Genomic DNA, 20232 nt, shown 5'->3' with positions numbered 1-20232 from the left:
TGGAACTCCCTCGCCCTAGGAGAACGGTTGTCACGCGGATTCGCTGTCACTCGGATTCGCTGTCACTCGGATCCAAGGATGGCAGCCCGTTTGCCCTCCTCGAGGCTGAAGACCGCCTCCGCCGCCTGCGCGACCCGCTCGGCCTCGGCGAGCGGAACCACCACCACACCGTCGGCGTCCCCGAGGATCAGGTCTCCCGGTGCGACGGCGACGCCGCCGACCGCGATCGTGCGGCCGAGATGACCAGGTCCGTTCTTGTACGGCCCCGCGGGCGTCACCGCTCGCGCGAAGACCGGCATGCCCATCTCGCCAAGCCCTTCGGCGTCCCTGACGGCTCCGTCGATAACGAATCCGGCCACGCCGCTGTTCTTGGCGCGCTGGCCGATCAGCTCGCCGATCAGCGCCCTGGACTCGTCGCCACCGCCGTTGACCACGATGACGTCGCCCGCCCCGACGACCTCGAGCGCCTGGTGGATGAGCGCGTTGTCGCCCGACCGGGTCCATATGGTGAAGGCGCGCCCGGCCACGCGGGCGCCGGGCCAGACCGGGCGGATCCGGGAGTCGAGGATGCCGAGGCGGTCCATCGCATCGCCGATGTTGGCGGTGGGCAGAGCGGCGAGCCTGTTCAGCACGGAGGGTTCAGTCATGTTCGTTGCCTCTCAGCCTTTTTCAAATCAGCCTTTGTCATTACGGACGAGGGGAAGGGTCTGCTTGATGGTGGTTTCCTGCTCGGTCCAGTACGTGGCGTACTCCTGACCGGACTTGTAGACGGTGCCCAGGCCGAGATCCTTCATCTTGGCGACGACCGCCGGATCCTCGATGGCCTTCTTCAACGCCGCCTCGATCTTGGTACGCACCTCGGCGGGCACCCCTGTCGGAGCCGCGTAGCCGCGGGCGGTCGCCTGCTCGATCTGGTACCCCTGCTCGGCGAAGGTGGGCACATCCGGCAGGAACGGACTGCGCTGCCCCGACATGACCCCGAGCACCTTGATCTTGCCCTGGGCGACGAGGGGCTTGACGTCGCTGACGTTGCCGACGTACGCGCCGACGTGCTTGCCGAGGAAGGCGGCGATGGCCGACGCGGCGCCCTCCGAGAAGTGCACGGGCGCGAACTGCGCCCCCGTCTTCTGCTGGATGTCGGCCAGCGCGAAGTGCTCGCCGGTCTGCACGCCCGTGGTGGTGACGGTGATGCTCTTCGGCTTGGCCTTGACCGCCTCGATCAGGTCCTTCAGGGTCTTGTACGGACTGCTGGGGTCGACCCCGACGAGCATCGGGTCGAGGACCTGCATGCCGAGCGGCTGGAAGCTCTGCCGTGTGTAGGTGGCGCCCCGGCTCGGGTCGAGGGGCGAGACGACGATGGACGGCGAGCCGGTGGCGCCGATGGTGTAGCCGTCCGCCTTGGCCTTGCTGAGCGCGGTGTAGCCGATCTGGCCGCCGGCGCCCGGCCGGTTGAGCACCTCGACGTTCGTACCCAGCTCCTTCTCCAGCATGGGCGCGACCACGCGGGCCGCCGCGTCGACGGCCGCGCCGGGCGCGAAGGAGACGATCAGCGTGATCGGCTTCCCCTTGCGCGGCCAGGCGCCCGGGGCCCCGCCGGCCTGCTGGGCACCGCACGCGGCGAGCGCTGTCGTCACGGCCACGGCCATGACTGCGATCTTGAGTCTCACGATGGCTCCTCTTTCTTGGGGGGTGACGTTCTGGTCAGGCTTCGGGATCTTCGGCCAGCGCGGCGGGCTTGCGCAGCCGCAGCAGCGGGCTCGCCGCGATGACGAGCGCGACCACCAGCAGCACGACGCTGATCGGACGGGTGAGGAAGACGGTGAAGTCGCCCTGGGACAGCTCCAGCGACTCGCGCAGGGAACGTTCCATGAGGGGCCCGAGCACGAGGGTCAGCACCAGGGGCGCGAGAGGGATGTCCAGGCGGCGCAGCGCGAGGCCGAGCAGCCCGAAGGCGACCATCACGAAGACGTCGAAGACGGTGAAGTTGATCGTGTAGGCGCCCACCACCATGAAGGTGAGGATCATCGCGGTCAGCACCGGATACGGAATGCGCAGAATGGACGTCCACACCCCGACCAGCGGCACGTTCAGCACCAGCAGGATGACGTTGCCGACGAACAGGCTGGCGATGATCCCCCAGGCGACGTCCGCGTGCTCGGCGAACAACGTGGGACCCGGCGTCAGCCCTTGTTGCAGGAAGGCACCCATGAGCACGGCGATCGTCGGCGAGGCCGGGATGCCGAGCGTGAACAGCGGCACGAGCGCGCCGTTCGCGTGGGCGTTGTTCGCCGTCTCCGGGCCCGCGACGCCCTCCACCGCGCCCGACCCCAGCTCGGCGCGGTGCCTGCCGAACTTCCGCTCCGCGCCGTAGGCGAGCAGCGAGGAGACCGAGCCGGTCATCCCCGGGATCAGCCCGAGCGCGAACCCGATGCCGGTACCCCTGGCAATCGCGGGCACGCTGCGCCGCAGGTCCGTGCGGCCGGGCAGGAGCGCCCGCAGCCCTGGCGCCACCGCCTGCGCGGTGCCGCCCTTGGCCGCGCCGAGGATCTCCGACAGTCCGAAGAGCCCGATGATGACGGCGACGAAGTTGATGCCGTCGAGCAGCCGATCGCTGCCGAAGGTGAACCTGGGCGCCCCGCCCACGGGGTCGATGCCGACCATGGAGATCAGCAGGCCGAGCACGCCGGAGATGAGCGCCTTGGTCATGGAGCGGCCCGCGAGCGCGACCAGCAGCGAGATGCCGAGCACCATGAGGGCGAAGAACTCCGGCGGCCCGATCCGCAGGCCCAGGTCGCCGAGCGGCTTGGCCGCGACGACGAGCCCCGCCGTGGCGACGGTGCCGCCCACGAACGAGCCGAGCGCGGCGATGGTGAGCGCGACTCCCGCGCGGCCCTGCCTGGTCATGGCGTAGCCGTCGATCGTGGTGATCGCGGAGGCAGCCTCGCCCGGTGTGTTGAGCAGGACGCTGGTGATCGTGCCGCCGTACTGGGTGCCGTAGAAGATGGCGGCCAGCATGATGATGGCGCTGGTCGGGTCCAGGTTGAGGGTGAGCGGGATGAGCAGCGCCACCCCGGCGACGGGGCCGATGCCGGGCAGTACCCCGATCAGGGTGCCGAGTGTGCAGCCGATGAACGCGTACAGGAGGTTCTGCGGCGACAGCGCCGTCGACAGACCGCCGAGCAGGTCGGACAGGACATCCATCACAGACCCCATCCGGCGAGGAACGGGATCGCCGACGGCGGCAGCTGCACCATCAGGCCGTGCTCGAAGCCGTAGAAGACGCCCGCGCTGCCCACCAGGGCGAGCACCAGCGACAGCGCCCAGCTTCGTCCCGCCCGCCATTTGAGGTGGAACATGAGGAACAGGAACATGCTGATCTGGTAGCCGAGCAGGTCCATGACCGCCGCCAGGACCACGAGGCTGACCAGCACGGTGACGGCGTGCCGGACGTCGGTCCGGTCGCCCGGCGCGGCGTCGGCGCGCCCCTCGCGGATCGACTGGAAGAACCACGCGACGCTCAGCGCCCCGAGCGCCACACCCAGCACGAACGGGAAGAACCCCGCCCCAGGGCCGAACGAGGACCACAGACCCAGGCTCAGGGACTCGATCGCGACATAGACCGAGAGGGCCACGAGGGCGGCCTGCGCCCCGGTTCTCAGCCGGGCGTCAGCGGACGGCGCCGCTGGTGCCGGATGGTCGGGAGGGTGCTGGGCGAGCGCGGGTTCGTGGCTCATGGGGGTGTGGCCGCCTTCCAATGCTTTTCACTGTGTGAAAAGTCTTTTCATTTCCCGACAAGCGTGCTGGGTGGCGGGTTGGCATGTCAAGGGTTGCGCGGAGGTTTCCGGCTTTGGACCGCTATGTGACATCACTCGCAGGGGCGGCCATCCGCCCAGGTCAACCGGCTGATCTACCGATTCAGGGTTAACGAGACAGCCCAGGGAAACGGACAATAGAGACAAATCACTCGGACGCTGAAGGAACGCCAATGGCTGACATCGATGTTCCGATCTGGGCCGCCCGCCTGAGGGTCCTGCGCCGTGGACGGCTGTGGAGCCGCGACGAGCTCGGGAGACGGCTGGCCGACGCGGCGGACGAGACGACGCGTGATCAGCTCCCCGAACCGGAGGCGCTCAGCTCGATGATCCGGCTGTGGGAGACCGGAGAGCGGCGGCTCGACGAGTCGCACGCGGAGTTGCTCTGCCGGGCGTTCGGCGTGGACGAGGCGGACCTGTTCGTCGGGGACGCGGCCGGCACCACCCGGTGGCACTACGTCACGAACATCCCGTTGCAGTCGGGGATGTTCAGCGCCGAAGAGGAGGAGCGTACCGGCCGGGCGATCGAGGCGCCCCAGCGCGCCGATGACGGGACGGTCCGTTACTTCAGGACCCTCCTCGACGCCTACTCCCGGACCGACCTCCGCCCCGCCGACCTGATCAACGCGCTGCGGCCGGTCTTCGCCGGGATCGAGGAGTTCCACCGCGACGCCAGTACGCCGGTCAGGCGCGCCTTCCTGGCGCTCGCCGCGGAGAACGCCGAGCTGATCAGCCGCATGCACCACGAGGCCGGCGACCCCGACGGGGCGCTGACCTGGTCGGACGAGGCCATCAGCGATGCCCGTGGAACGGCGGACGCGCTGCTGGAGGCGTACACGCTCGCCCAGCGGGGCGGTCTTTCCGACACCACCGGCGATCCCAGCCGGCTCGTGGACCTGGCCATCGCGGCCCGCGAACGCGCCGAACTGCCGCCACGGATGGACGCTTTGTGCCGGCATCACGAAGCGCAGGGCCACGCCCTCGCCGGGGACGTGGACATGTGCCATCGCCGCCTGGAGGAGTCGGCGCAGTCGCTGGAGGAACCGGACGAGGACCCGCCCTACCGGTTCGACTGCTCGGCCGAGGCGCACAACGCGCTGTGCGCCGGGTGCCTCATCGACCTCGGTCAGGCCGGTGGCGCGATCGAGATCCTGGAGCTGGGACCGCCGAAGGCGCAGCCGACGTACGCCGTCGCCTACGCCCTGGCCCGCATGGCCCACGCGTACGCCGACGCCCATGACAAGGAGCGCTCGGCCGAGCTGGCCCGTCAGGCGCTCGCCCTGGCCAGGCGGAGCGGCGCGTCGCGCGCCCTCCGCGAGCTCGCCAGGGTCCAGCGCCCTCGCCAGTACGCGCGGCACCGCCGCATCCTGCTGTAACCGCTGTAGTCGCTCAACCGCCGCCGCTGTGGCGCTCAGCGGCGCGGTGGTTGGCGGATGCGAGTAATGAGTTCTTTTCTCTTTACTAGTTTCGAACCAGTGAATTCCCAGGCTTTGCTGGAAGGGTGTTCTCGGGGGCGCTACGACCGAGAGCGACTGCCGCCTGAGACACCTTTCAGGGGGTCGTCATGGCTAGTTCTCGAATCGTTTTCTCGCTCTCGCTGGTCGCGGCGATCGCGCTGGTGGCGCTGGTACTCGGGGTGGTGGGAGGCCGGGCGACAAGTACGGCCGGACACGCCGCGGGCGGCGGCGCGGGCGGGCTGGCGAGCGGCAAGAAAATCGATGTGATCATCAAGGCGAGCGACTCCTCGTTCTGGCAGACGATGATCGCCGGGGCGAAGCAGTCGGGCGGGGATTTCGGGCTCAACGTGAGCACGTTCGGCCCGACTTCCGAGACGAACATCGACCAGCAGGTACAACTGGTCGAGAACGCCATCTCCCGGGGCGTCGACGGGCTGGTCATCGCGCCCAACTCCTCCAGCGCCCTGAACTCGGCGATCGACCGGGCGCGCAAGGCGGGTCTCAAGGTCATCACCGTGGACAGCCGCGTGACCACCGCCTCAGAGGGGTTCATCGGCACCGACAACGTCAAGGCCGGGACCCAGGCGGGCAAGCGCATGTGCGAGCTGCTCAAGGCGCAGAACAAGACGAGCGGCACTGTCATGATCGAGTCCTCGGTGGCCGGCATCCAGTCACTCGTCGCTCGGGACGCCGGCTTCAAGCAGGGCATCGCGAACAACTGCCCGCAGGTCAAGGTGGGGCTGCAGCGCTTCAACAACAACGACATCAACACCGCGGCGTCGCAGGTCAACGACGCGCTGACCGCCAATCCGAACCTGGCGGGGGTCTTCGCCGACAACAACACCTCGGGTGTCGGCGCGGCTCGGGCGATCCAGGACAACCACGCCGCCGCGACCGTCCCCGTCGTGGCGTTCGACTCCGACCCGCAGGAGAACGCCGCGCTCGTCGCCGGCACGATCGACGCGCTGGTGGTGCAGAACCCGTACTTCTTCGGATACCAGGGTGTCCTGGCGGCCGGGATGGCCACGGTCAAGCGCATCCCGCCGCGTGACATCGACCCCGGGGCGGTCGTGGCCGACAAGGGCAACATGACGGCGCCGGATGTGAAGCAGCTGCTCAACCCGCCGACGATGAAGGCGGAATGATGACCGCGCCGGTCGTCGAGCTGCACGGCGTCTCCAAGGCGTTCGGCCCCGTCCAGGCGCTCAGCGACGTCTCGCTCCGCCTGGTCCCCGGCCAGGTGAACTGCCTGGCCGGGGAGAACGGCGCGGGGAAGTCGACCCTGATCCGGGTGCTGACGGGTGCGCTGCGCCGCGACAGCGGCAGCTACGAGATCGACGGCCACCCGGTCACCGCGCCGACCCCGGCATCGGTACGCGCGGCCGGCGTGCAGGCCGTCTACCAGGAGCTCAGCCTGCTCCCCCACCTGTCGGTCGCGGAGAACCTGTTCATGGGCCGCCTTCCGGCACGGACCGGGATCATCGCCAGGAACCAGCTGGAGACCCGCGCCAGGAAGGCCCTCGACGAGGTCGGCCTGACGGAGCTCAGCCCGCACGCGATCGTGGAACGCCTTCCGGCGGCCACCCGCCAGCTCGTGGAGATCGCCAAGGTGCTGACCGCGGACTCCGTCAAGGTGATCGTCTTCGACGAGCCGACCACGGCGCTCACAGAGGCGGAGTCGGAGCGCCTCCTCCAGCACATCCTGCGGCTGCGCGAGCGCGGCATAGCGATGCTGTACGTGACGCACCGGCTGGAGGAGATGTTCGAGATCGGCGACTGGGTGACCGTCCTGCGGGACGGGGGCCTGTCCGAGGCCGGGCCGATCAGCGGGTACGACGAGGACCGGCTGATCACCGCGATGGTCGGCCGGGAGATCAGCTCGCTCTATCCGGAGACCCACCGGCACGCGGGAACGCCCGCGCTGCGGGTCCGGGGCCTGCGCCGGTTCGACCGCTCGCCGAGCATCGACCTGCACGTCGGGGAGGGCGAGATCCTCGGCATCGGCGGGCTGCTGGGGGCGGGGCGGAGCGGGTTGCTGCTGTCCATCTTCGGCGCCGCTCCCATCGTGGCCGGTGAGGTGGAGGTCAGGGGCAAGTCGGTGAAACCGTCCGGGCCGCGCACGATGATGACCGCCGGGGTAGGACTTCTTACCGAGGACCGCAAGGTGCTGGGGCTGCTGCCGGAGCTGTCGATCCGGGAGAACGTCACCATCGCGAGCTTGCGCAGCGGCTCTCGCCGGGGCCTCCTGCCCGGCCGCGAACAGACCGAGGAGGCGGACCGGCTGCTCGACAGCCTGCGGCTGCGCGCCGGTTCGTACGACCAGCCGGTCTCGACGCTGTCCGGCGGCAACCAGCAGAAGGTGCTGCTCGCCCGGTGGCTGCTCACCAAGCCGAAGGTACTGATGTTCGACGAGCCCACGAAGGGCATCGACGTGGGGGCCAAGGGCGAGCTCTACAACGTCATCGGTGACCTGGCGGGCGACGGGCTGGGGATCATCGTGGTCTCGTCGTACCTGCCGGAGTTGCTGGGGCTCGCCGATCGCATCCTCGTGCTGCGGGACGGTGCGGTCGCGGGCGAGCTTCCCGGAACCGCCACTGAGGAGGACGTACTCCGCCTGGCCAGCGGCGCCGGAGGCACTGACCTCCCGGACGGCGCGCTCCCGGACGGCGCGCTCCAGAGCGGCGAGCTTCCGAAGAGCGAGCTCCAGAGCGGCGGAGATGACCCAGGAGGGATGAGCCGAGATGCCTAAGCTGGTCTGGCGCGAGCCGATCGAGACCACGACGATCACCAACAGGCCGCCCGGCGGCGCGGCCGACGACACGGCGGCGCTGGAGACGGTGCCGCAGCCCAGGCAGGCGCCCGAGCCGACGGCCGAGCCGAAGCGGCGGGTCGTCACGCTGGGCGACATCGCCGGACGAGAGAGCGGCGGGCTCGTCGTCCTGCTCGTGGCGATCGGCGCACTCACGCTCGCCAGCGACGAGTTCCTCACCGGCAACAACCTGGCCAACCTCGCCCGTCAGGTCGCCATCTTCGGGATCATCGCGATCGGGCAGCTCCTGGTCATCCTGACCGCCGGGATCGACCTGTCGGTCGGCTCCATCCTCGGCCTGTCCGGCGCCTCCACCGCACAGTTCCTGGTCGCCGGTGTGCCGATCCTGCCGTCGATCCTGCTCGGCGTGGGAATCGGCACAGTGCTCGGGATCGTCAACGGCCTGCTGGTGACCAAGGCCCTGCTACCGCCGTTCATCGCGACGCTGGGCATGCTCGGCATCGCCCGCGGCCTGGTCCTGGTCACCACGGACGCCCAGACCATTCAGGGTGTGCCGGACGCGTTCCAGACCATCGCCAACGGCACGATCCTGGGGATCCCCAACCTGCTCATCATCGCCGCCGTGGTCACCGCCGTGATGTGGTTCGTCCTCGCGCGGACGGTCTTCGGCCGCTACATCTACGCCGTCGGCTCCAACCCCGAGTCGGCCCGCCTCGCGGGCGTCCCCGTCCGCCTGGTGACGATCTCCGTCTACATGATCTCGGGCCTGCTCGCCGGCCTCGGCGGGGTGCTGCTCGCCTCCCGTCTGGGAGCGGGCATCCCCACCGCAGGAACCGGCTTCGAGCTCAACGCGATCGCCGCCTGCGTCATCGGCGGCGCCAGCCTCTTCGGCGCGAAGGGCAGCGCGATCGGCGCCGCCACCGGCGCACTGATCATGGGCGTACTCAACAACGGCGGCAACCTCCTGGCGATCAACGCCTTCTACCTCCAGATCGCCATCGGCGTGCTCATCCTCGTCGCGGTGGGGTTCGACCAGCTGAACACCAGGCGATCGGCCGCCGGCGGCTGACACTGCCCAGAGGGCCGCCTTGAGGATCTTCGGACCTCCGCCATGAAGGACTGGGCCTGCTATTACCCACCAGAGGGGTACGACCTCTGGGTCCTCCTGCCCTGACCAAAGCTCGCCACAACCGAGAAACCTGTCAGGTCAGCAGGAGGGTCTTGCCCAGGGTGTCGCGGTTCTCGAGGGCGGTGTGCGCTTCGGCGGCGTGTTCCAGCGGGAACGTCTGGCCCATGAGCGGACGGATCCGGCCGGCTACCGCCTCCTTCAGCGCTCGCCGCGCCCACGTCATTCGATGCGGCTGGCCCTCGACAAGCTGCTCCATGCCGATCGCGGTCACCCCGCGGCGCGCCGCCTCGTCGCGGTCGATCTCGGTGAACCCGCCGCCACCGGAGAATCCGTAGTTGGAGTACGTGCCGCCCGGCTCCACCAGGTCGAAGACGGCCCGGCCGAGCTCCCCGCCGACGCCGTCGAAGACCACGTCCACCCTGCCGACCTGGTCGAGCCAACCGGGCGTGGTGTAGTCGACCACCACGTCGGCGCCGAGCTCCTTGACGGCCTTGAGCTTGCGGGAGCCACGGGCGGCGCCGATGACCCGGGCGCCGGCGGCGTGTGCGAGCTGCACCAGCCCGCTGCCCAGGCCGCCGGCGGCGGGTTGGACCAACACGGTCGCGCCGGGCCGCAGATCGACCCGGTCGAAGATCTGCATCGCCCCGGCGCCGTCGTGCAGCAACGCCAAGGCTTCCCGCGTCCCCAAGCCATCCGGGATCGGGATGAGGTTCTCCAGCGTTGTGCTGACCTGCTCGGCGTACGCGCCGTTCTCGACGTCGGCGAGGACCCGCCGGCCGATCCACTCCCGATCGACGCCCTCGCCGACCGCGCTGACCTGCCCCGCCGCGCCGACGCCCGGCACATAGGGCAACTCCACCGGGAAGATCTCACCGGCCAGCCCGCTGCGGATCACCGTGTCGATCGACAGGACTCCGGCGGCCTCGACGTCGACGACGACCTGGCCCGGCCCGGGGACCTGGTCCGGCACGGTCGCGATCTGAAGGACCTCCGGGCCGCCGAACTCCGCCACTCGTACAACTCGCACAACTGCTCACTTCCTCGCTTGACGACTACGAGCCCCAGTCTGGAACCTCAACTGCGGTAGAGGTCAAACGCAGCCATTCACCCCTGACTGATCAGAGCCAATAGTCACTACGCGCGCCGGTGAGCACCCGGCCGTCCATCCCCTGACATCTGGTCGGGAAAGTCTTGATTTGTAAGATAGATCGCTCGTAGAGTCGGAATAGTGTCCCGTTAACTACGGTTAAGTGATCCTGTGAGGTTCATCGTCCTGTCTGTGTGGCTTGTTGAGCGGCTGCACATCGATCTCTGTCGTCTGACCGGCTCCCTCTGTCGCTGACCGCGCTCTGACGAGCGCTGGATCCCCCGACCCCTCACCCGCCCCCCTTTCGCATGCCTTCTTAGGCATGCCGTCTTTCGGAGCCTTCCTCATCGTGAAGAGATTCTCTTTTTCCCTGCAGTTGCTGCTGGGCCTGGTCGTGGGCATCGCCCTCGGCTTCGCCGCCCGTATCTGGGACCTCGCCTGGCTGGCCACCACGCTCACCGAAGTCGGAAAACTCTTCGTTCAGCTGCTGAAGCTGGCAGTGCCGCCGCTGGTGTTCACCGCTGTGGTGGTCAGCGTCGCCAACCTCCGCAACGTCAACGGCGCGGCCCGGCTGGCCGGCAAGACGCTGTTCTGGTTCCTGGCCACCGCGCTGATCGCCGTCGTCATCGGCATCGGCCTCGGCCTGATCCTCAACCCGGGCCAGGGCATCACCCTGAACACGGCGGGCGCGAAGGCGCCCGAGAACGTCGGTACCTGGGTCGACTTCCTCACCGGCATCATCCCGACGAACATCGTGACGGCGTTCACCGAGCTCAACGTCCTCCAGATCGTCTTCCTGGGGATCGTCCTCGGCGCGGCGGCCATCGCGATCGGTGAGAAGGCCGAGCCGTTCCTCACCTTCAGCCGTTCCATCCTCGAGCTGGTCCAGAAGGCGCTGTGGTGGGTCATCCGCCTGGCCCCCATCGGGACCGCCGGCCTGATCGGCAAGTCGGTCGCCACGTACGGCTGGGACCTGATCGCGCCGCTGGCCAAGTTCAGTCTCGGCGTCTACGTCGGCTGCTTCATCGTCCTGCTGGCCGTCTACCCGACGCTGCTCGCGGTGGTCGGCAAGGTCAACCCCATCACGTTCTTCCGCAACGCGTGGCCCGCGATCGAGCTGGCCTTCGTCTCCCGCTCCTCGGTCGGCACGCTGCCGCTGACTCAGAAGGTCACCATCGAGCGCCTGGGCGTGGACCGCGACTACGCCTCCTTCGCCGTGCCGTTCGGCGCGACCACCAAGATGGACGGCTGCGCCTCGATCTACCCGGCGCTGGCGGCGATCTTCGTGGCGCAGGTGTTCAACGTCCCGCTGGGGATCGGCGAGTACCTGTTGATCGCGTTCGTCTCCGTGGTCGGCTCGGCCGCGACGGCCGGTCTGACCGGCGCGATCGTCATGCTCACGCTGACGCTGAGCACCCTGGGCCTGCCGCTTGAGGGCGTCGGCCTGCTGCTGGCCATCGACCCGATCCTCGACATGATCCGCACCGCGACCAACGTCGCGGGACAGATGGTGGTGCCGGTCCTCGTCGCCCGCGGCGAGAGCCGTCTCGACGAGGCGGTGCTCAACGCTCCCCCGCAGTCGCTCGACGAGGCTCCGGTGAGCGCGCCGCGCCCCTCGGGCGAACCGGCGATCGCCTGACGCCCTCCCCCTCCTGAAAAGACCGGGCGGCCCCGCACAGGGGCCGCCCGGTCTTGCTATTCGGTGGCGCGCAACCCTCGCATCATGGTGTCAAAGGCGTCGTCCCAGTGGCGGCGTGCCTCGTCGGCGCCACCAAGGGCGCCGCGCAGGTCGAGGCTGCACAGCCCGTGCGCGAGCGCGTTGATCCGCACGGCGAGGGCATAAGGCTCACCGGGCGCGAGTTCGCCTTCCTGTACGCAGCGGGCCACGGCGGCGACGAGAGTGTCGAAGGTCGGCTGGATCAGCGCGGCCGTGGCGGCGTCGGGCTGGAAGGCGGGGATCGGCCGGCCGAACATGAGCTCGTACAGGTGCGGGTTGGCCACGGCGTTGGCCCGGTAGGCGTGGCCGAGCGCGAGCAGGTCGGCGACCGGATCGCTGGTGCGGGGGACGGCGGCGAAGGCCTCGGCGAGGCGCTCGAAGCCGGCCAGGAACATCTCGCGGACGAGTCCGGCCTTGTCACCGAAGAGCTGGTAGACGGCCGTGGTGGACACGCCCGTCTCCTGTGCGACCCGGCGGGTGGTCAGCGCGGCCGGGCCCTCTGCGGCCAGGAGCCGACCGCCGGCATCGACGAGTTCGTGCCGAAGCTCGCCGTAGTCACGGTTTCTCGGTCTTGCCATGGGAGCAAGATTAGCATAACGTTGTTACATAACAACGGTTTGAAATCAGCTTCCGGGGGACTTTACTATGTCTGACCTGCACGTTGTCCTTGGCGCCACCGGCGGGGTCGGCTCGGCCGTCGTCGCCGAACTCACCGCCCGCGGCCACCGAGTCCGCGCCGTCAGCCGGGGCGCGGCCGTGGACCGGCACGACGTCACCACCTCTGAGGGCGCCATCGCCGCCTGCCAGGGCGCCGCGGTCGTCTACCAGTGCGCGCAGCCGAAGTACGAGCGCTGGGCCGAGGAGTTCCCCGGCCTCATCCGTACGATCCTGACCGGGGTGGAGGCTGCCGGGGCGAAGCTGGTCATGGCCGACAACTTGTACGTCTACGGACCCGTCGACGGCCACATGACCGAAGACCTCCCGCACGCCGCCACCACCCGCAAGGGCCGGGCCCGCGCCGAGGTCGACGAGTTGATCCTCGACGCCCACCGGTCCGGGCGGGTCCGCGCGACCATGGGGCGCGCCTCCGACTACTACGGCCCCGGAGGCGTCAACACCACCTACGGCCCGACCATCTTCGCCGCCGCCCTGGCCGGCAAGACCGCCCGCTGGGTCGGCGACCTCGACCAGCCGCACACCGTCGCGTACCTGCCGGACATCGCCGCCGGGCTGGTCACCCTCGGCGAGCGCGCCGACGCCGACGGCCGCTCCTGGCACCTGCCCGCCGCCGAGGCGATCACCGGCCGCCAGTTCCTCGACCTCGTGCGTGCCGCGGTGGGAGGCGAGCTGAAGACCGCCGGACTGGGCCGGGGTATGCAGCGCCTCATCGGCCTGTTCAACCCCACCGTGCGCGAACTCGGCGAAACCTGGTATCAGCGCGACCGCCCGTTCGTCGCCGACGACTCGGCCTTCCGTAAAGCGTTCGGACCGGTCGAGGTCACCCCGCACGCCGAGGGCATCGCCGCGACCCTCGACTGGTATCGCCGCAACGCCGGCTGATGATCGCTACTCAATACGTGCAGGCCGGTGCGATGCCAGGCTGGATGATGACGCTTGCCGACCGGCGAAATTCGGCAGGCACGCTCCCGCGGCCGACGCACAGCACTTTCGGGGTGCCCGATAGGTTGACCAGCACGGCCTGACAGCCGGGCAGCGGCTCGTTGACGAATGCGTCGATCTCGTACTGCCGCACCGGATACTGCCGCGGACTCTGGCAAGCGGAGTAGGCGATGGTGGCGGCACCTGTGCCGCTGATCAAGGTCAGCCGCCCGGTGGCCGCGTTCGCCGCACCCGCGGTGCCTGCCACTGCCACGCAGGCCAATGCCGACGCGGCGAGAAACGCCTTCACTGTCGATTTCATGGAGCCAGTGTCAATCGCGGTTGGCCGCCGATCCAGGGCATCTACCGGACATCGGCAATGCCCGGCCAGTCGATCATCCGGAGAAGGCGGCGCGCAGTCGGGACCCGTTGACGATGAAGGCGACCGCGGCGATGGCAAGGGCGCAGGTGGCCTGCAGCATGGCGAACCAAGCCGTGGTGACACCGGGGATCAGGTCGACGCCGATGATCGCGACCGGCATGACGATCGAGATGATGCGTACGCGGAGAAAGGCCCCTCGTGCTCCTCGTGCTCCTCGTGCGGCGAGGACGGTCAGCCAGTAGGTCACCGCCGCGCTCGCGAGCACTCCGGCTGATCGCCCCCACATGAACGAGGTCACCGTGTGCCCGGTGATCGCGAGGATGGCGACCGTGATGAGAACCGCGGCGCTGAGGGCTCCGTAGACCGCGACGAGGATCTTCGCCTTGCCGAAGGCCCGCTGGATGCCTGGATGGTTGATGGTTTCCATGTCTCTTCTTCTCTCGTGTCGACTGGAGCGGTGTCGACGTTAGGGAGCGCATGAGTGGCGCGGTATCGGCCTGGACGTACAGGTAGGTAGGGCTAGACCCACTCCACAGCCGATCTGGTGGGGACCAGGGGCGGGTGCGGTGCACAGTGGAGACACCAAGCCGTACTGGCCGGATCGGCGCAGGGTCATGAAGTGCGAAGGAAGAGTCATGCGACAGTGGGTGGCGAGCGCCTGCGTGGGGTTCGTGCGAGCGTGCGTCGTGGTGGTCGTCGCCACGCTGGTGCCGGCCGTGTGGGCCGCTGCCGTGGCGCTGTGGTTCTGGTGGTGGGGCGGAAACCCGTGGTCGGGGATAGCGCCGTTCATATGGGCGTGCATCGGCACGCTCGCCCTGTCCCGCCCGGTGTGCCGAATGGTCCGTTCCCTCGTCGCGAGGTGGACGGGCACCGACATTCCCGCCGGATATCGGCAGGCCGGGCCGGTGACGCAGATGGCGACCGGGCACTGGTGGAACGGCTACTCCTACGAGCGCACCAGCCGGGACGCCCGCATGGATCTGCAGTGGCGAACCCGGTGGCGCGATCCCGCCGTCTGGCGTGACCTGCGGTTCACGGCGATCGTACCGATCACCGCGGGCGTGATCTGCGCGATCCCACCGGCCGGAGTCGTGGCGGCGGTCCTCGGGTTGTCCCAGCCGGCGCTCTCCGCGCGCCTGGTCGGGGCGCTCGGCCTGGCCGTGGCGATCGGCGGCGCCCCGTACGCCTGGCGGTCCGTCGAGCCGGTGGCCGTCCGCTTCCTGCGCGCCTCCCCCGCGACGGCCCTGGCGGACCGGGTGGACGAGCTGACGGCCCAGCGCGCGGACATCACGATCGCCCAGGCCGCCGAGATCCGCCGGATCGAGCGGGACCTGCACGACGGAGCGCAGGCCCGCCTGGTCGCGCTCGGGCTCTCCTTGGCGACCGCGGAGAAGCTGATGGAAACCAACCCCGACCAGGCCAAGGCGCTGATGCGGGAAGCACGGGTCGGCGCCGCCACGTCACTGACCGAGCTCCGCGAGCTGGTCAAGGGAATCAACCCGCCGATACTGAACGAGCGCGGACTGGTCGATGCCGTACGCGCTCTCGCCCTGGACAGCCCGCTCGAAGCGACGGTCAGCACCGACCTTCAGCTACGCCTGGACCCGCCGATCGAGTCCGCCGTGTACTTCGGAGTCGCCGAACTGCTGACCAACGCCGTCAAACACGCCCATGCGACCCGGGCGCGCATCTCGATCGCCAGGAATGACACCGGCATCGTCGTTGACGTCGAAGACAACGGCCGAGGCGGGGCCGGCATGTCAGCCGACGGTGGACTCGCGGGGCTCCGCCGCCGCCTCGCGGCCTTCGACGGCGCTCTGCGGATCACCAGCCCGGTGGGCGGTCCGACCTGTGTGAGGATGGTGGTGCCATGCGAATCGTTGTAGCCGAAGACCTCTACCTCCTGCGCGATGGGATGGTCCGCCTCATCGAGGCGTACGGACACCAGGTCGTGGCGACGGCGACCACCGGGCCCGAGACGCTCGACGCGCTGCTGAAGTGGCGGCCTGATGTGTCCATCGTCGACGTCCGCATGCCGCCGACGCAGTCGGACGAGGGCCTGCGGGCGGCGCTCGCCGCCCGTCGCGAACTGCCCGGACTGCCGATCCTGATCCTCTCTCAGCACATCGAACAGCTGTACGCTCGCGAGCTCCTGGCCGACGGCGCCGGTGGCATCGGCTATCTCCTCAAAGACAGCGTGTTCGACGCCGACCAGTTCATCGACGCTCTGCACCGAGTCGCCGGTGGCGGGACCGCGATGGACCCGGCCGTCATCTCCAAGCTGCTGTCCAGCGGGTCCTCGACCCGGCGGCTCGGCGGACTCACCGAACGCGAACACTCCGTGCTCAGCCTCATGGCCGAAGGGCTGTCCAATCAGGCCATCGGCCAGCGGCTCTTCCTCAGTGAGAGCGCCATCAGCAAGTACACGACCTCCATGTTCGGCAAGCTCGGCATCGCCGATGACGACGGCAGCAACCGCCGCGTCCTCGCCGTCCTCACTTACCTCAACGAGCCCTGATTCGGCCTCACCTGGTGAAGAGGGCGCGGTGCAGCATGCCCCGCACCCGCCTGATGCGCCCCTCGCGGCGGACCAGGTCATCGCTGGCCACGACGCTCTCGCCCATCGAAATGGCCAGCATCAGGTCCTCGATGTCGATGACCGGGTGGACGATCCCGGCCGTACGACCTCGCTCAAGCAGCGGCTCGAAAGAGGCGGCGATGCGACTGTAGAGGTCGGTGAACCACTGCATGTCCACTCCGGCGAGAACCTGCGCGAGGCCGCGATTCTCCACCTGCATGTCCAGCACGAAGTCGAGCAGCTTCACCACACCGTCAGGCACCTCACGCAGCTCCGCCGCATAGCGCTCGATCTGGGCGGCGTTGTCCTCGAAGACCGTGGCCACGAGCTCTTCACGAGTCGCGAAATTTCGGTAGATGGTGGTGCGACTGACCCCGGCTACCCGCGCGACCTCTTCCAGCGCCACGTCATGACCATGCTCGGCGAACACCTGCCGGGCCGCCGACAGCAATCGGTCTCGGTTGCGGGCAGCGTCACGCCGCATCGTCGGTGGGCCGTCTTCACGCACGATCCAACCCTAGCGGGCATAAACGTACACAGGTGTACGGTTAGCTGATGTGTGGTCCCGCACCTGTGGGATCACGGCGACTTACATCACGTACACGACGCCAGAGCGTCGGATGGATCGGAGCACAACACAATGCGCGGTTTGCGGGAGAAGACGTTCATCGTGGCCGGCGGGGCGACCGGCATCGGCGCTGGTACCGCGGTCAGGCTCGCCGAGGAGGGCGCCAACGTCGTCGTCGGCGACATCAACCTGCCCGGGGCGGAGTCCACCGCCGCCAAGATCACCGAGGCGGGCGGCTCGGCGATCGCGGTGCACTTCGACCTCGCCGACGAGCCGTCCATCAACGCGATGGTGGCCAGGACGATGGAAGCGTTCGGCGCGGTGCACGGCCTGTTCAATGTCGGCGCTGATCTCTCGCCGGGCAATCTCGGGCGTGACAAGTCGCTGCTCGACACCGATCTCGACGTATGGGAGCGCACCATGGACGTCAACGTGGTCGGCTACGTACGGACCGTCCGCGCCGTTCTGCCCCACCTGCTCGCGAACGGCGGTGGCAGCATCGTCAACACGTCCTCGGGCACCGCCGTGAGCGGCGGCGACCGCAAGCGCCCCGCCTACGCGGCCTCGAAGTCGGCCATCAACGCGCTCACGCGTCACATCGCCGGGAACTGGGGCTCCGCGGGCGTGCGCTGCAACGGGGTGATGCCCGGCCTCGTCATGGGCGAGACGCAGAAGGAACAGAACGACGTCCAGCTGCAGAAGATGTTCCTGGAGATGGTCCCCACGACCCGCCTGGGCCGCCCGAGCGACCTGGCCGCGACCGTGGCCTTCCTGCTGTCGGACGACGCCGAGTGGATCAACGGCCAGGTGTGGGCCGTGGATGGCGGCGCCAACATGCGCGCCTGAACCGCCGTATTTCGCGCCCGACCCACCCCCTGCGGAGCTGAAGGGCGCGCCCGAACCACCGCCCGTGGAGTTGCGGCCAAGCGGTGGAGCCCAAGTCCTAACCCACCTGAGCGGGACGTCGCATCAGACGGCGGCCCGCCCAGATGAGGACCGCGAGCGCGAAGCCGTACACGGCGACCAGGCCGTGGCCGTTGTCCTGCAGGAACCACATGAGCAGCCCGAGCGCCGGGACGCCGGCCGCCAGGACCCGCTGCTTCACGGCCCTGGTGCGGGTCAGCAGGGCCAGGGCCAGGGAGACGCCGAGGAAGTAGGTGGCGCCCGAGCTGCCGGCGAAGTTACGGGGATCGGTGCTGGGACCGCCCATGCCGAGCAGGGCGTCGATGCGTTCCGGGAGGAGGACGCCGGCCAGGAAGAGGATGGCGCTCGTCCACGTGCCCCAGAGCCACTGGGCGAGCGCCGCCACGATGGTGAGGGTGGCGATGTTCCAGACGGCGCCGCCGACGCCGCCGTTCTGCAGGAAGACCGACGTGAACACCCGCCACCAGCCGCTCTTGGCGGGGTCGTGATCCAGCGCGGCCATGGCTCCCGGCCAGGACGACTGCAGCACGACTCCCGCCACGGCCAGCGTCGTCAGCACCACGGCGACCCACGGGACGGGACGCCCGCGCACCATGTCACGCACCGGCCCGCCCCCGAGCGCGCCGAGCCCGCAGTTGATCATCATCACCATCAACGCGGCCGTGGTCGCGAAGAACAGCAGCCCGTCCAAGGTGACCCACCTTTTCTAACAGTGTTTGAAACCGTACGGCTCACGCTAGCACACGATTCAAACACCGTTTGAAAACGGGATACGGTAGGCCCATGAAGCTCACGAAGGAGCGGATCGTCGAGGCCGCGATCGACGCGTTCGCCGAGGTCGGCTACCACGGCCTGTCCATGCGCCAGGTGGCCGAACGGCTCGGCGCGCACGCGGGCAGCCTGTACTACCACGTGCGCAACAAGAAGGACCTGCTGGCGTTGGTGGCCGACCGCGTCTGCGGGCAGGCCTACGACGCGGGCACCGCCGCCCTGACCGCGCTCCCGCCCGGCGCCACCTGGCAGGACGAGATCCAGGCCCAGGCCGGCGCGCTGCGCCACGTCATCCTGCGCCACCCCAGCGGCGCGATCCTGCTGGCCGACAGCCCCAAGATGCTCAGCCCCGGCGCCCTGTCCCTCATGGAACGCCTCCTGTCCACCCTGGAGGGGGCGGGCGTACCCGCCGGGCCCCGCATCGTCGCCGCCGACACCCTCCTCAGCCACGTCACGGGGTTCGTCCTGCAGGAGCAGGGCACTCCTCCGGTACGGGACCTCACCCCGAACGCCTACGCCGCCCTGCTCGAACGCTTCCCGCGCGTCTTCCAGGAGGCGCCCGGGATGAGCCAGGACGAGAAGTTCCTGCGGAGCGTCCGCCTTCTGTGCACGGCCTTCGAGACCCTCATCGAGAAGTGACCCGGCGAAGGCTCGACGCCGACGAAGTTCTGTTCGATCTCCGCCAAGGGGTAGAGATCGAGGATAATTACGCGATTCACCCCTTCGGCAATGAGGCAGACATGGGCTGGGACGAGGAACTGAGCGAGGCGTTCGGGCTCCTGCTGGGCAGGAGGCTCGACGACTACGACACGGCGGCGACGTACGCGGTCTACTACGGTGGCGACGTCCTCAACGAGATGGCGCCGCCCGCTGACTGCTCGACGGTCCGTTCTCCGGCGCTTTCGGGGACGACGTCCGCGCCGCCGCCGCCCTGGACGGCGTCGACCTGCTGATCCGTGGCGCGGACCTGTCTCCCCTCCTGAACCGCCACGGCATCGACCTGACCGCCGAGGACCTCGGCGACTTCCACTACTCGATCACCGCGACCCTGCGCCTGGCCACCGACGGCACCCTCCTGGACGCCCTGCGCGCCGCCACCTTCACCCACCGAGGCCCTGCCCACCTCATCCCCATGGGCGGCGACGGCGGGTACGTGGAAGAGGCCGAACCCCAATGGGAAAAGGCCCTTCGCCCCATCCAGAACCAGGCCCTGCGCGACCACCTCCGCTTCCACTGTGTGGGCGACGCGGACGCCGTCTCCGCGGGCGCCCAGTACCTCGCCACCACGGAATGGCCCCCCGGCAGCGGCGCCGTCGAAGACCTGGGCGCCACCCTCATCGCCGGCTGGAGCTTCGGCGAATATCAGCACGGAGCCGCGGTCGTCCGCCTACCTAGCTCCTGAAATGACCGGTGGGAGCCCGCCCAAGGGCTCCCCCCT

At 69.1% G+C, this 20232-nt stretch carries 23 protein-coding genes; 13 read left to right on the top strand and 10 right to left on the bottom strand.

Annotated elements, in window-relative coordinates:
• Window positions 1–62 precede the first annotated feature (62 nt).
• The 4 genes from AB0C30_RS10275 to AB0C30_RS10260 are packed head-to-tail and all read right to left on the bottom strand — an operon-like array spanning window position 63 to window position 3734.
• On the bottom strand, window positions 63–647 hold the full coding sequence (locus tag AB0C30_RS10275; RefSeq protein ID WP_357941735.1) for a methyltransferase: 585 nt from the start codon (window positions 645–647) through the stop codon (window positions 63–65).
• Between the two features lie 27 nt (window positions 648–674).
• A complete protein-coding gene (locus AB0C30_RS10270; RefSeq protein WP_357941733.1) occupies window positions 675–1667 on the bottom strand; it encodes a tripartite tricarboxylate transporter substrate binding protein in 993 nt (330 codons plus the stop codon).
• Between the two features lie 34 nt (window positions 1668–1701).
• On the bottom strand, window positions 1702–3201 hold the full coding sequence (locus tag AB0C30_RS10265) for a tripartite tricarboxylate transporter permease (RefSeq protein WP_357941731.1): 1500 nt from the start codon (window positions 3199–3201) through the stop codon (window positions 1702–1704).
• Window positions 3201–3734, bottom strand: a complete 534-nt coding sequence (locus AB0C30_RS10260) for a tripartite tricarboxylate transporter TctB family protein (RefSeq protein ID WP_357941729.1) — start codon at window positions 3732–3734, stop codon at window positions 3201–3203. Before AB0C30_RS10260 ends, AB0C30_RS10265 begins: the two co-directional genes overlap by 1 nt.
• Window positions 3735–3985: 251 nt before the next feature.
• Here AB0C30_RS10260 and AB0C30_RS10255 point away from each other — a divergent pair, with 251 nt between their 5' ends.
• From AB0C30_RS10255 to AB0C30_RS10240, 4 genes are all read left to right on the top strand, one after another.
• Window positions 3986–5188 carry a hypothetical protein gene (locus tag AB0C30_RS10255; protein ID WP_357941727.1) on the top strand — a complete coding sequence of 401 codons (1203 nt, stop codon included), beginning with the start codon at window positions 3986–3988 and terminating at the stop codon, window positions 5186–5188.
• Window positions 5189–5376: 188 nt separating this feature from the next.
• Complete coding sequence (locus AB0C30_RS10250) at window positions 5377–6414, top strand: ABC transporter substrate-binding protein (protein ID WP_225289951.1); 1038 nt, start codon at window positions 5377–5379, stop codon at window positions 6412–6414.
• On the top strand, window positions 6411–8018 hold the full coding sequence (locus AB0C30_RS10245; RefSeq protein ID WP_357941725.1) for a sugar ABC transporter ATP-binding protein: 1608 nt from the start codon (window positions 6411–6413) through the stop codon (window positions 8016–8018). The genes AB0C30_RS10250 and AB0C30_RS10245 overlap by 4 nt, the downstream gene beginning before the upstream one ends.
• Window positions 8011–9108 (top strand): ABC transporter permease, encoded by a 1098-nt coding sequence (locus AB0C30_RS10240; protein ID WP_357941723.1) that lies wholly within the window; start codon window positions 8011–8013, stop codon window positions 9106–9108. The genes AB0C30_RS10245 and AB0C30_RS10240 overlap by 8 nt, the downstream gene beginning before the upstream one ends.
• Before the next feature lie 133 nt (window positions 9109–9241).
• On the opposite strand, the gene AB0C30_RS10235 is transcribed toward AB0C30_RS10240, so the two are convergent.
• Window positions 9242–10195 (bottom strand): zinc-binding dehydrogenase, encoded by a 954-nt coding sequence (locus AB0C30_RS10235; RefSeq protein WP_357941721.1) that lies wholly within the window; start codon window positions 10193–10195, stop codon window positions 9242–9244.
• Between the two features lie 231 nt (window positions 10196–10426).
• Here AB0C30_RS10235 and AB0C30_RS10230 point away from each other — a divergent pair, with 231 nt between their 5' ends.
• Window positions 10427–10510: a putative leader peptide gene (locus AB0C30_RS10230; protein WP_357943094.1), complete on the top strand. Its 84-nt coding sequence runs from the start codon at window positions 10427–10429 to the stop codon at window positions 10508–10510.
• 94 nt (window positions 10511–10604) lie between these two features.
• The gene (locus tag AB0C30_RS10225) at window positions 10605–11894 is read left to right on the top strand and encodes a dicarboxylate/amino acid:cation symporter (protein ID WP_357941719.1); all 1290 of its coding nucleotides are present in this window, start codon (window positions 10605–10607) and stop codon (window positions 11892–11894) included.
• Between the two features lie 56 nt (window positions 11895–11950).
• Here the strand turns inward: AB0C30_RS10225 and AB0C30_RS10220 are convergent, their stop codons facing one another.
• Window positions 11951–12550 carry a TetR/AcrR family transcriptional regulator gene (locus AB0C30_RS10220; protein ID WP_357941717.1) on the bottom strand — a complete coding sequence of 200 codons (600 nt, stop codon included), beginning with the start codon at window positions 12548–12550 and terminating at the stop codon, window positions 11951–11953.
• A gap of 67 nt (window positions 12551–12617) precedes the next feature.
• On the opposite strand from AB0C30_RS10220, the gene AB0C30_RS10215 reads away from it, so the two are divergent.
• On the top strand, window positions 12618–13532 hold the full coding sequence (locus AB0C30_RS10215; protein ID WP_357941714.1) for an NAD-dependent epimerase/dehydratase family protein: 915 nt from the start codon (window positions 12618–12620) through the stop codon (window positions 13530–13532).
• A 10-nt stretch (window positions 13533–13542) separates the two neighbouring features.
• On the opposite strand, the gene AB0C30_RS10210 is transcribed toward AB0C30_RS10215, so the two are convergent.
• Entirely contained in the window at window positions 13543–13893 is a 351-nt protein-coding gene (locus AB0C30_RS10210; RefSeq protein ID WP_357941712.1) for a hypothetical protein, read from the bottom strand.
• Between the two features lie 73 nt (window positions 13894–13966).
• Window positions 13967–14380, bottom strand: a complete 414-nt coding sequence (locus AB0C30_RS10205) for a hypothetical protein (protein ID WP_357941710.1) — start codon at window positions 14378–14380, stop codon at window positions 13967–13969.
• A 208-nt stretch (window positions 14381–14588) separates the two neighbouring features.
• Between AB0C30_RS10205 and AB0C30_RS10200 the strand changes: the two genes are divergently transcribed.
• Together AB0C30_RS10200 and AB0C30_RS10195 are read left to right on the top strand one after the other, a co-directional pair.
• Window positions 14589–15839, top strand: coding sequence for a sensor histidine kinase (locus AB0C30_RS10200; protein ID WP_357941709.1), 1251 nt, complete (start codon window positions 14589–14591; stop codon window positions 15837–15839).
• On the top strand, window positions 15824–16471 hold the full coding sequence (locus AB0C30_RS10195) for a response regulator transcription factor (RefSeq protein ID WP_357941707.1): 648 nt from the start codon (window positions 15824–15826) through the stop codon (window positions 16469–16471). The genes AB0C30_RS10200 and AB0C30_RS10195 overlap by 16 nt, the downstream gene beginning before the upstream one ends.
• Window positions 16472–16478: 7 nt before the next feature.
• Here the strand turns inward: AB0C30_RS10195 and AB0C30_RS10190 are convergent, their stop codons facing one another.
• A complete protein-coding gene (locus tag AB0C30_RS10190; RefSeq protein WP_357941705.1) occupies window positions 16479–17039 on the bottom strand; it encodes a helix-turn-helix domain-containing protein in 561 nt (186 codons plus the stop codon).
• 141 nt (window positions 17040–17180) lie between these two features.
• Between AB0C30_RS10190 and AB0C30_RS10185 the strand changes: the two genes are divergently transcribed.
• Complete coding sequence (locus AB0C30_RS10185; RefSeq protein ID WP_357941703.1) at window positions 17181–17945, top strand: SDR family oxidoreductase; 765 nt, start codon at window positions 17181–17183, stop codon at window positions 17943–17945.
• A 97-nt stretch (window positions 17946–18042) separates the two neighbouring features.
• On the opposite strand, the gene AB0C30_RS10180 is transcribed toward AB0C30_RS10185, so the two are convergent.
• Complete coding sequence (locus AB0C30_RS10180; RefSeq protein ID WP_357941701.1) at window positions 18043–18714, bottom strand: hypothetical protein; 672 nt, start codon at window positions 18712–18714, stop codon at window positions 18043–18045.
• 92 nt (window positions 18715–18806) lie between these two features.
• Here AB0C30_RS10180 and AB0C30_RS10175 point away from each other — a divergent pair, with 92 nt between their 5' ends.
• From AB0C30_RS10175 to AB0C30_RS10165, 3 genes are all read left to right on the top strand, one after another.
• Complete coding sequence (locus tag AB0C30_RS10175) at window positions 18807–19433, top strand: TetR/AcrR family transcriptional regulator C-terminal domain-containing protein (RefSeq protein ID WP_357941699.1); 627 nt, start codon at window positions 18807–18809, stop codon at window positions 19431–19433.
• Window positions 19434–19534: 101 nt separating this feature from the next.
• The gene (locus tag AB0C30_RS10170; protein ID WP_357941697.1) at window positions 19535–19747 is read left to right on the top strand and encodes a hypothetical protein; all 213 of its coding nucleotides are present in this window, start codon (window positions 19535–19537) and stop codon (window positions 19745–19747) included.
• 179 nt (window positions 19748–19926) lie between these two features.
• Window positions 19927–20196 carry a hypothetical protein gene (locus AB0C30_RS10165; RefSeq protein WP_357941695.1) on the top strand — a complete coding sequence of 90 codons (270 nt, stop codon included), beginning with the start codon at window positions 19927–19929 and terminating at the stop codon, window positions 20194–20196.
• Window positions 20197–20232 lie beyond the last annotated feature (36 nt).

Origin of the sequence: Nonomuraea sp. NPDC048901, assembly GCF_040649695.1 — a bacterium.
GTDB lineage: Bacteria > Actinomycetota > Actinomycetes > Streptosporangiales > Streptosporangiaceae > Nonomuraea.
Note: the sequence above shows the minus strand (reverse complement) of the source record. Positions and strands in the feature narration are given on the sequence as shown.

What these genes read in the sequence shown, in the direction of transcription:
- AB0C30_RS10265 (WP_357941731.1), bottom strand. Translation starts at nt 3,201, where the DNA reads ATGGATGTCCTGTCCGACCTGCTCGGCGGTCTGTCGACGGCGCTGTCG.
- AB0C30_RS10255 (WP_357941727.1), top strand. Translation starts at nt 3,986, where the DNA reads ATGGCTGACATCGATGTTCCGATCTGGGCCGCCCGCCTGAGGGTCCTG.
- AB0C30_RS10215 (WP_357941714.1), top strand. Translation starts at nt 12,618, where the DNA reads ATGTCTGACCTGCACGTTGTCCTTGGCGCCACCGGCGGGGTCGGCTCG.
- AB0C30_RS10170 (WP_357941697.1), top strand. Translation starts at nt 19,535, where the DNA reads ATGGGCTGGGACGAGGAACTGAGCGAGGCGTTCGGGCTCCTGCTGGGC.
- AB0C30_RS10275 (WP_357941735.1), bottom strand. Translation starts at nt 647, where the DNA reads ATGACTGAACCCTCCGTGCTGAACAGGCTCGCCGCTCTGCCCACCGCC.
- AB0C30_RS10240 (WP_357941723.1), top strand. Translation starts at nt 8,011, where the DNA reads ATGCCTAAGCTGGTCTGGCGCGAGCCGATCGAGACCACGACGATCACC.
- AB0C30_RS10250 (WP_225289951.1), top strand. Translation starts at nt 5,377, where the DNA reads ATGGCTAGTTCTCGAATCGTTTTCTCGCTCTCGCTGGTCGCGGCGATC.
- AB0C30_RS10205 (WP_357941710.1), bottom strand. Translation starts at nt 14,380, where the DNA reads ATGGAAACCATCAACCATCCAGGCATCCAGCGGGCCTTCGGCAAGGCG.
- AB0C30_RS10210 (WP_357941712.1), bottom strand. Translation starts at nt 13,893, where the DNA reads ATGAAATCGACAGTGAAGGCGTTTCTCGCCGCGTCGGCATTGGCCTGC.
- AB0C30_RS10175 (WP_357941699.1), top strand. Translation starts at nt 18,807, where the DNA reads ATGAAGCTCACGAAGGAGCGGATCGTCGAGGCCGCGATCGACGCGTTC.
- AB0C30_RS10260 (WP_357941729.1), bottom strand. Translation starts at nt 3,734, where the DNA reads ATGAGCCACGAACCCGCGCTCGCCCAGCACCCTCCCGACCATCCGGCA.
- AB0C30_RS10245 (WP_357941725.1), top strand. Translation starts at nt 6,411, where the DNA reads ATGATGACCGCGCCGGTCGTCGAGCTGCACGGCGTCTCCAAGGCGTTC.
- AB0C30_RS10220 (WP_357941717.1), bottom strand. Translation starts at nt 12,550, where the DNA reads ATGGCAAGACCGAGAAACCGTGACTACGGCGAGCTTCGGCACGAACTC.
- AB0C30_RS10195 (WP_357941707.1), top strand. Translation starts at nt 15,824, where the DNA reads ATGCGAATCGTTGTAGCCGAAGACCTCTACCTCCTGCGCGATGGGATG.
- AB0C30_RS10200 (WP_357941709.1), top strand. Translation starts at nt 14,589, where the DNA reads ATGCGACAGTGGGTGGCGAGCGCCTGCGTGGGGTTCGTGCGAGCGTGC.
- AB0C30_RS10165 (WP_357941695.1), top strand. Translation starts at nt 19,927, where the DNA reads ATGGGCGGCGACGGCGGGTACGTGGAAGAGGCCGAACCCCAATGGGAA.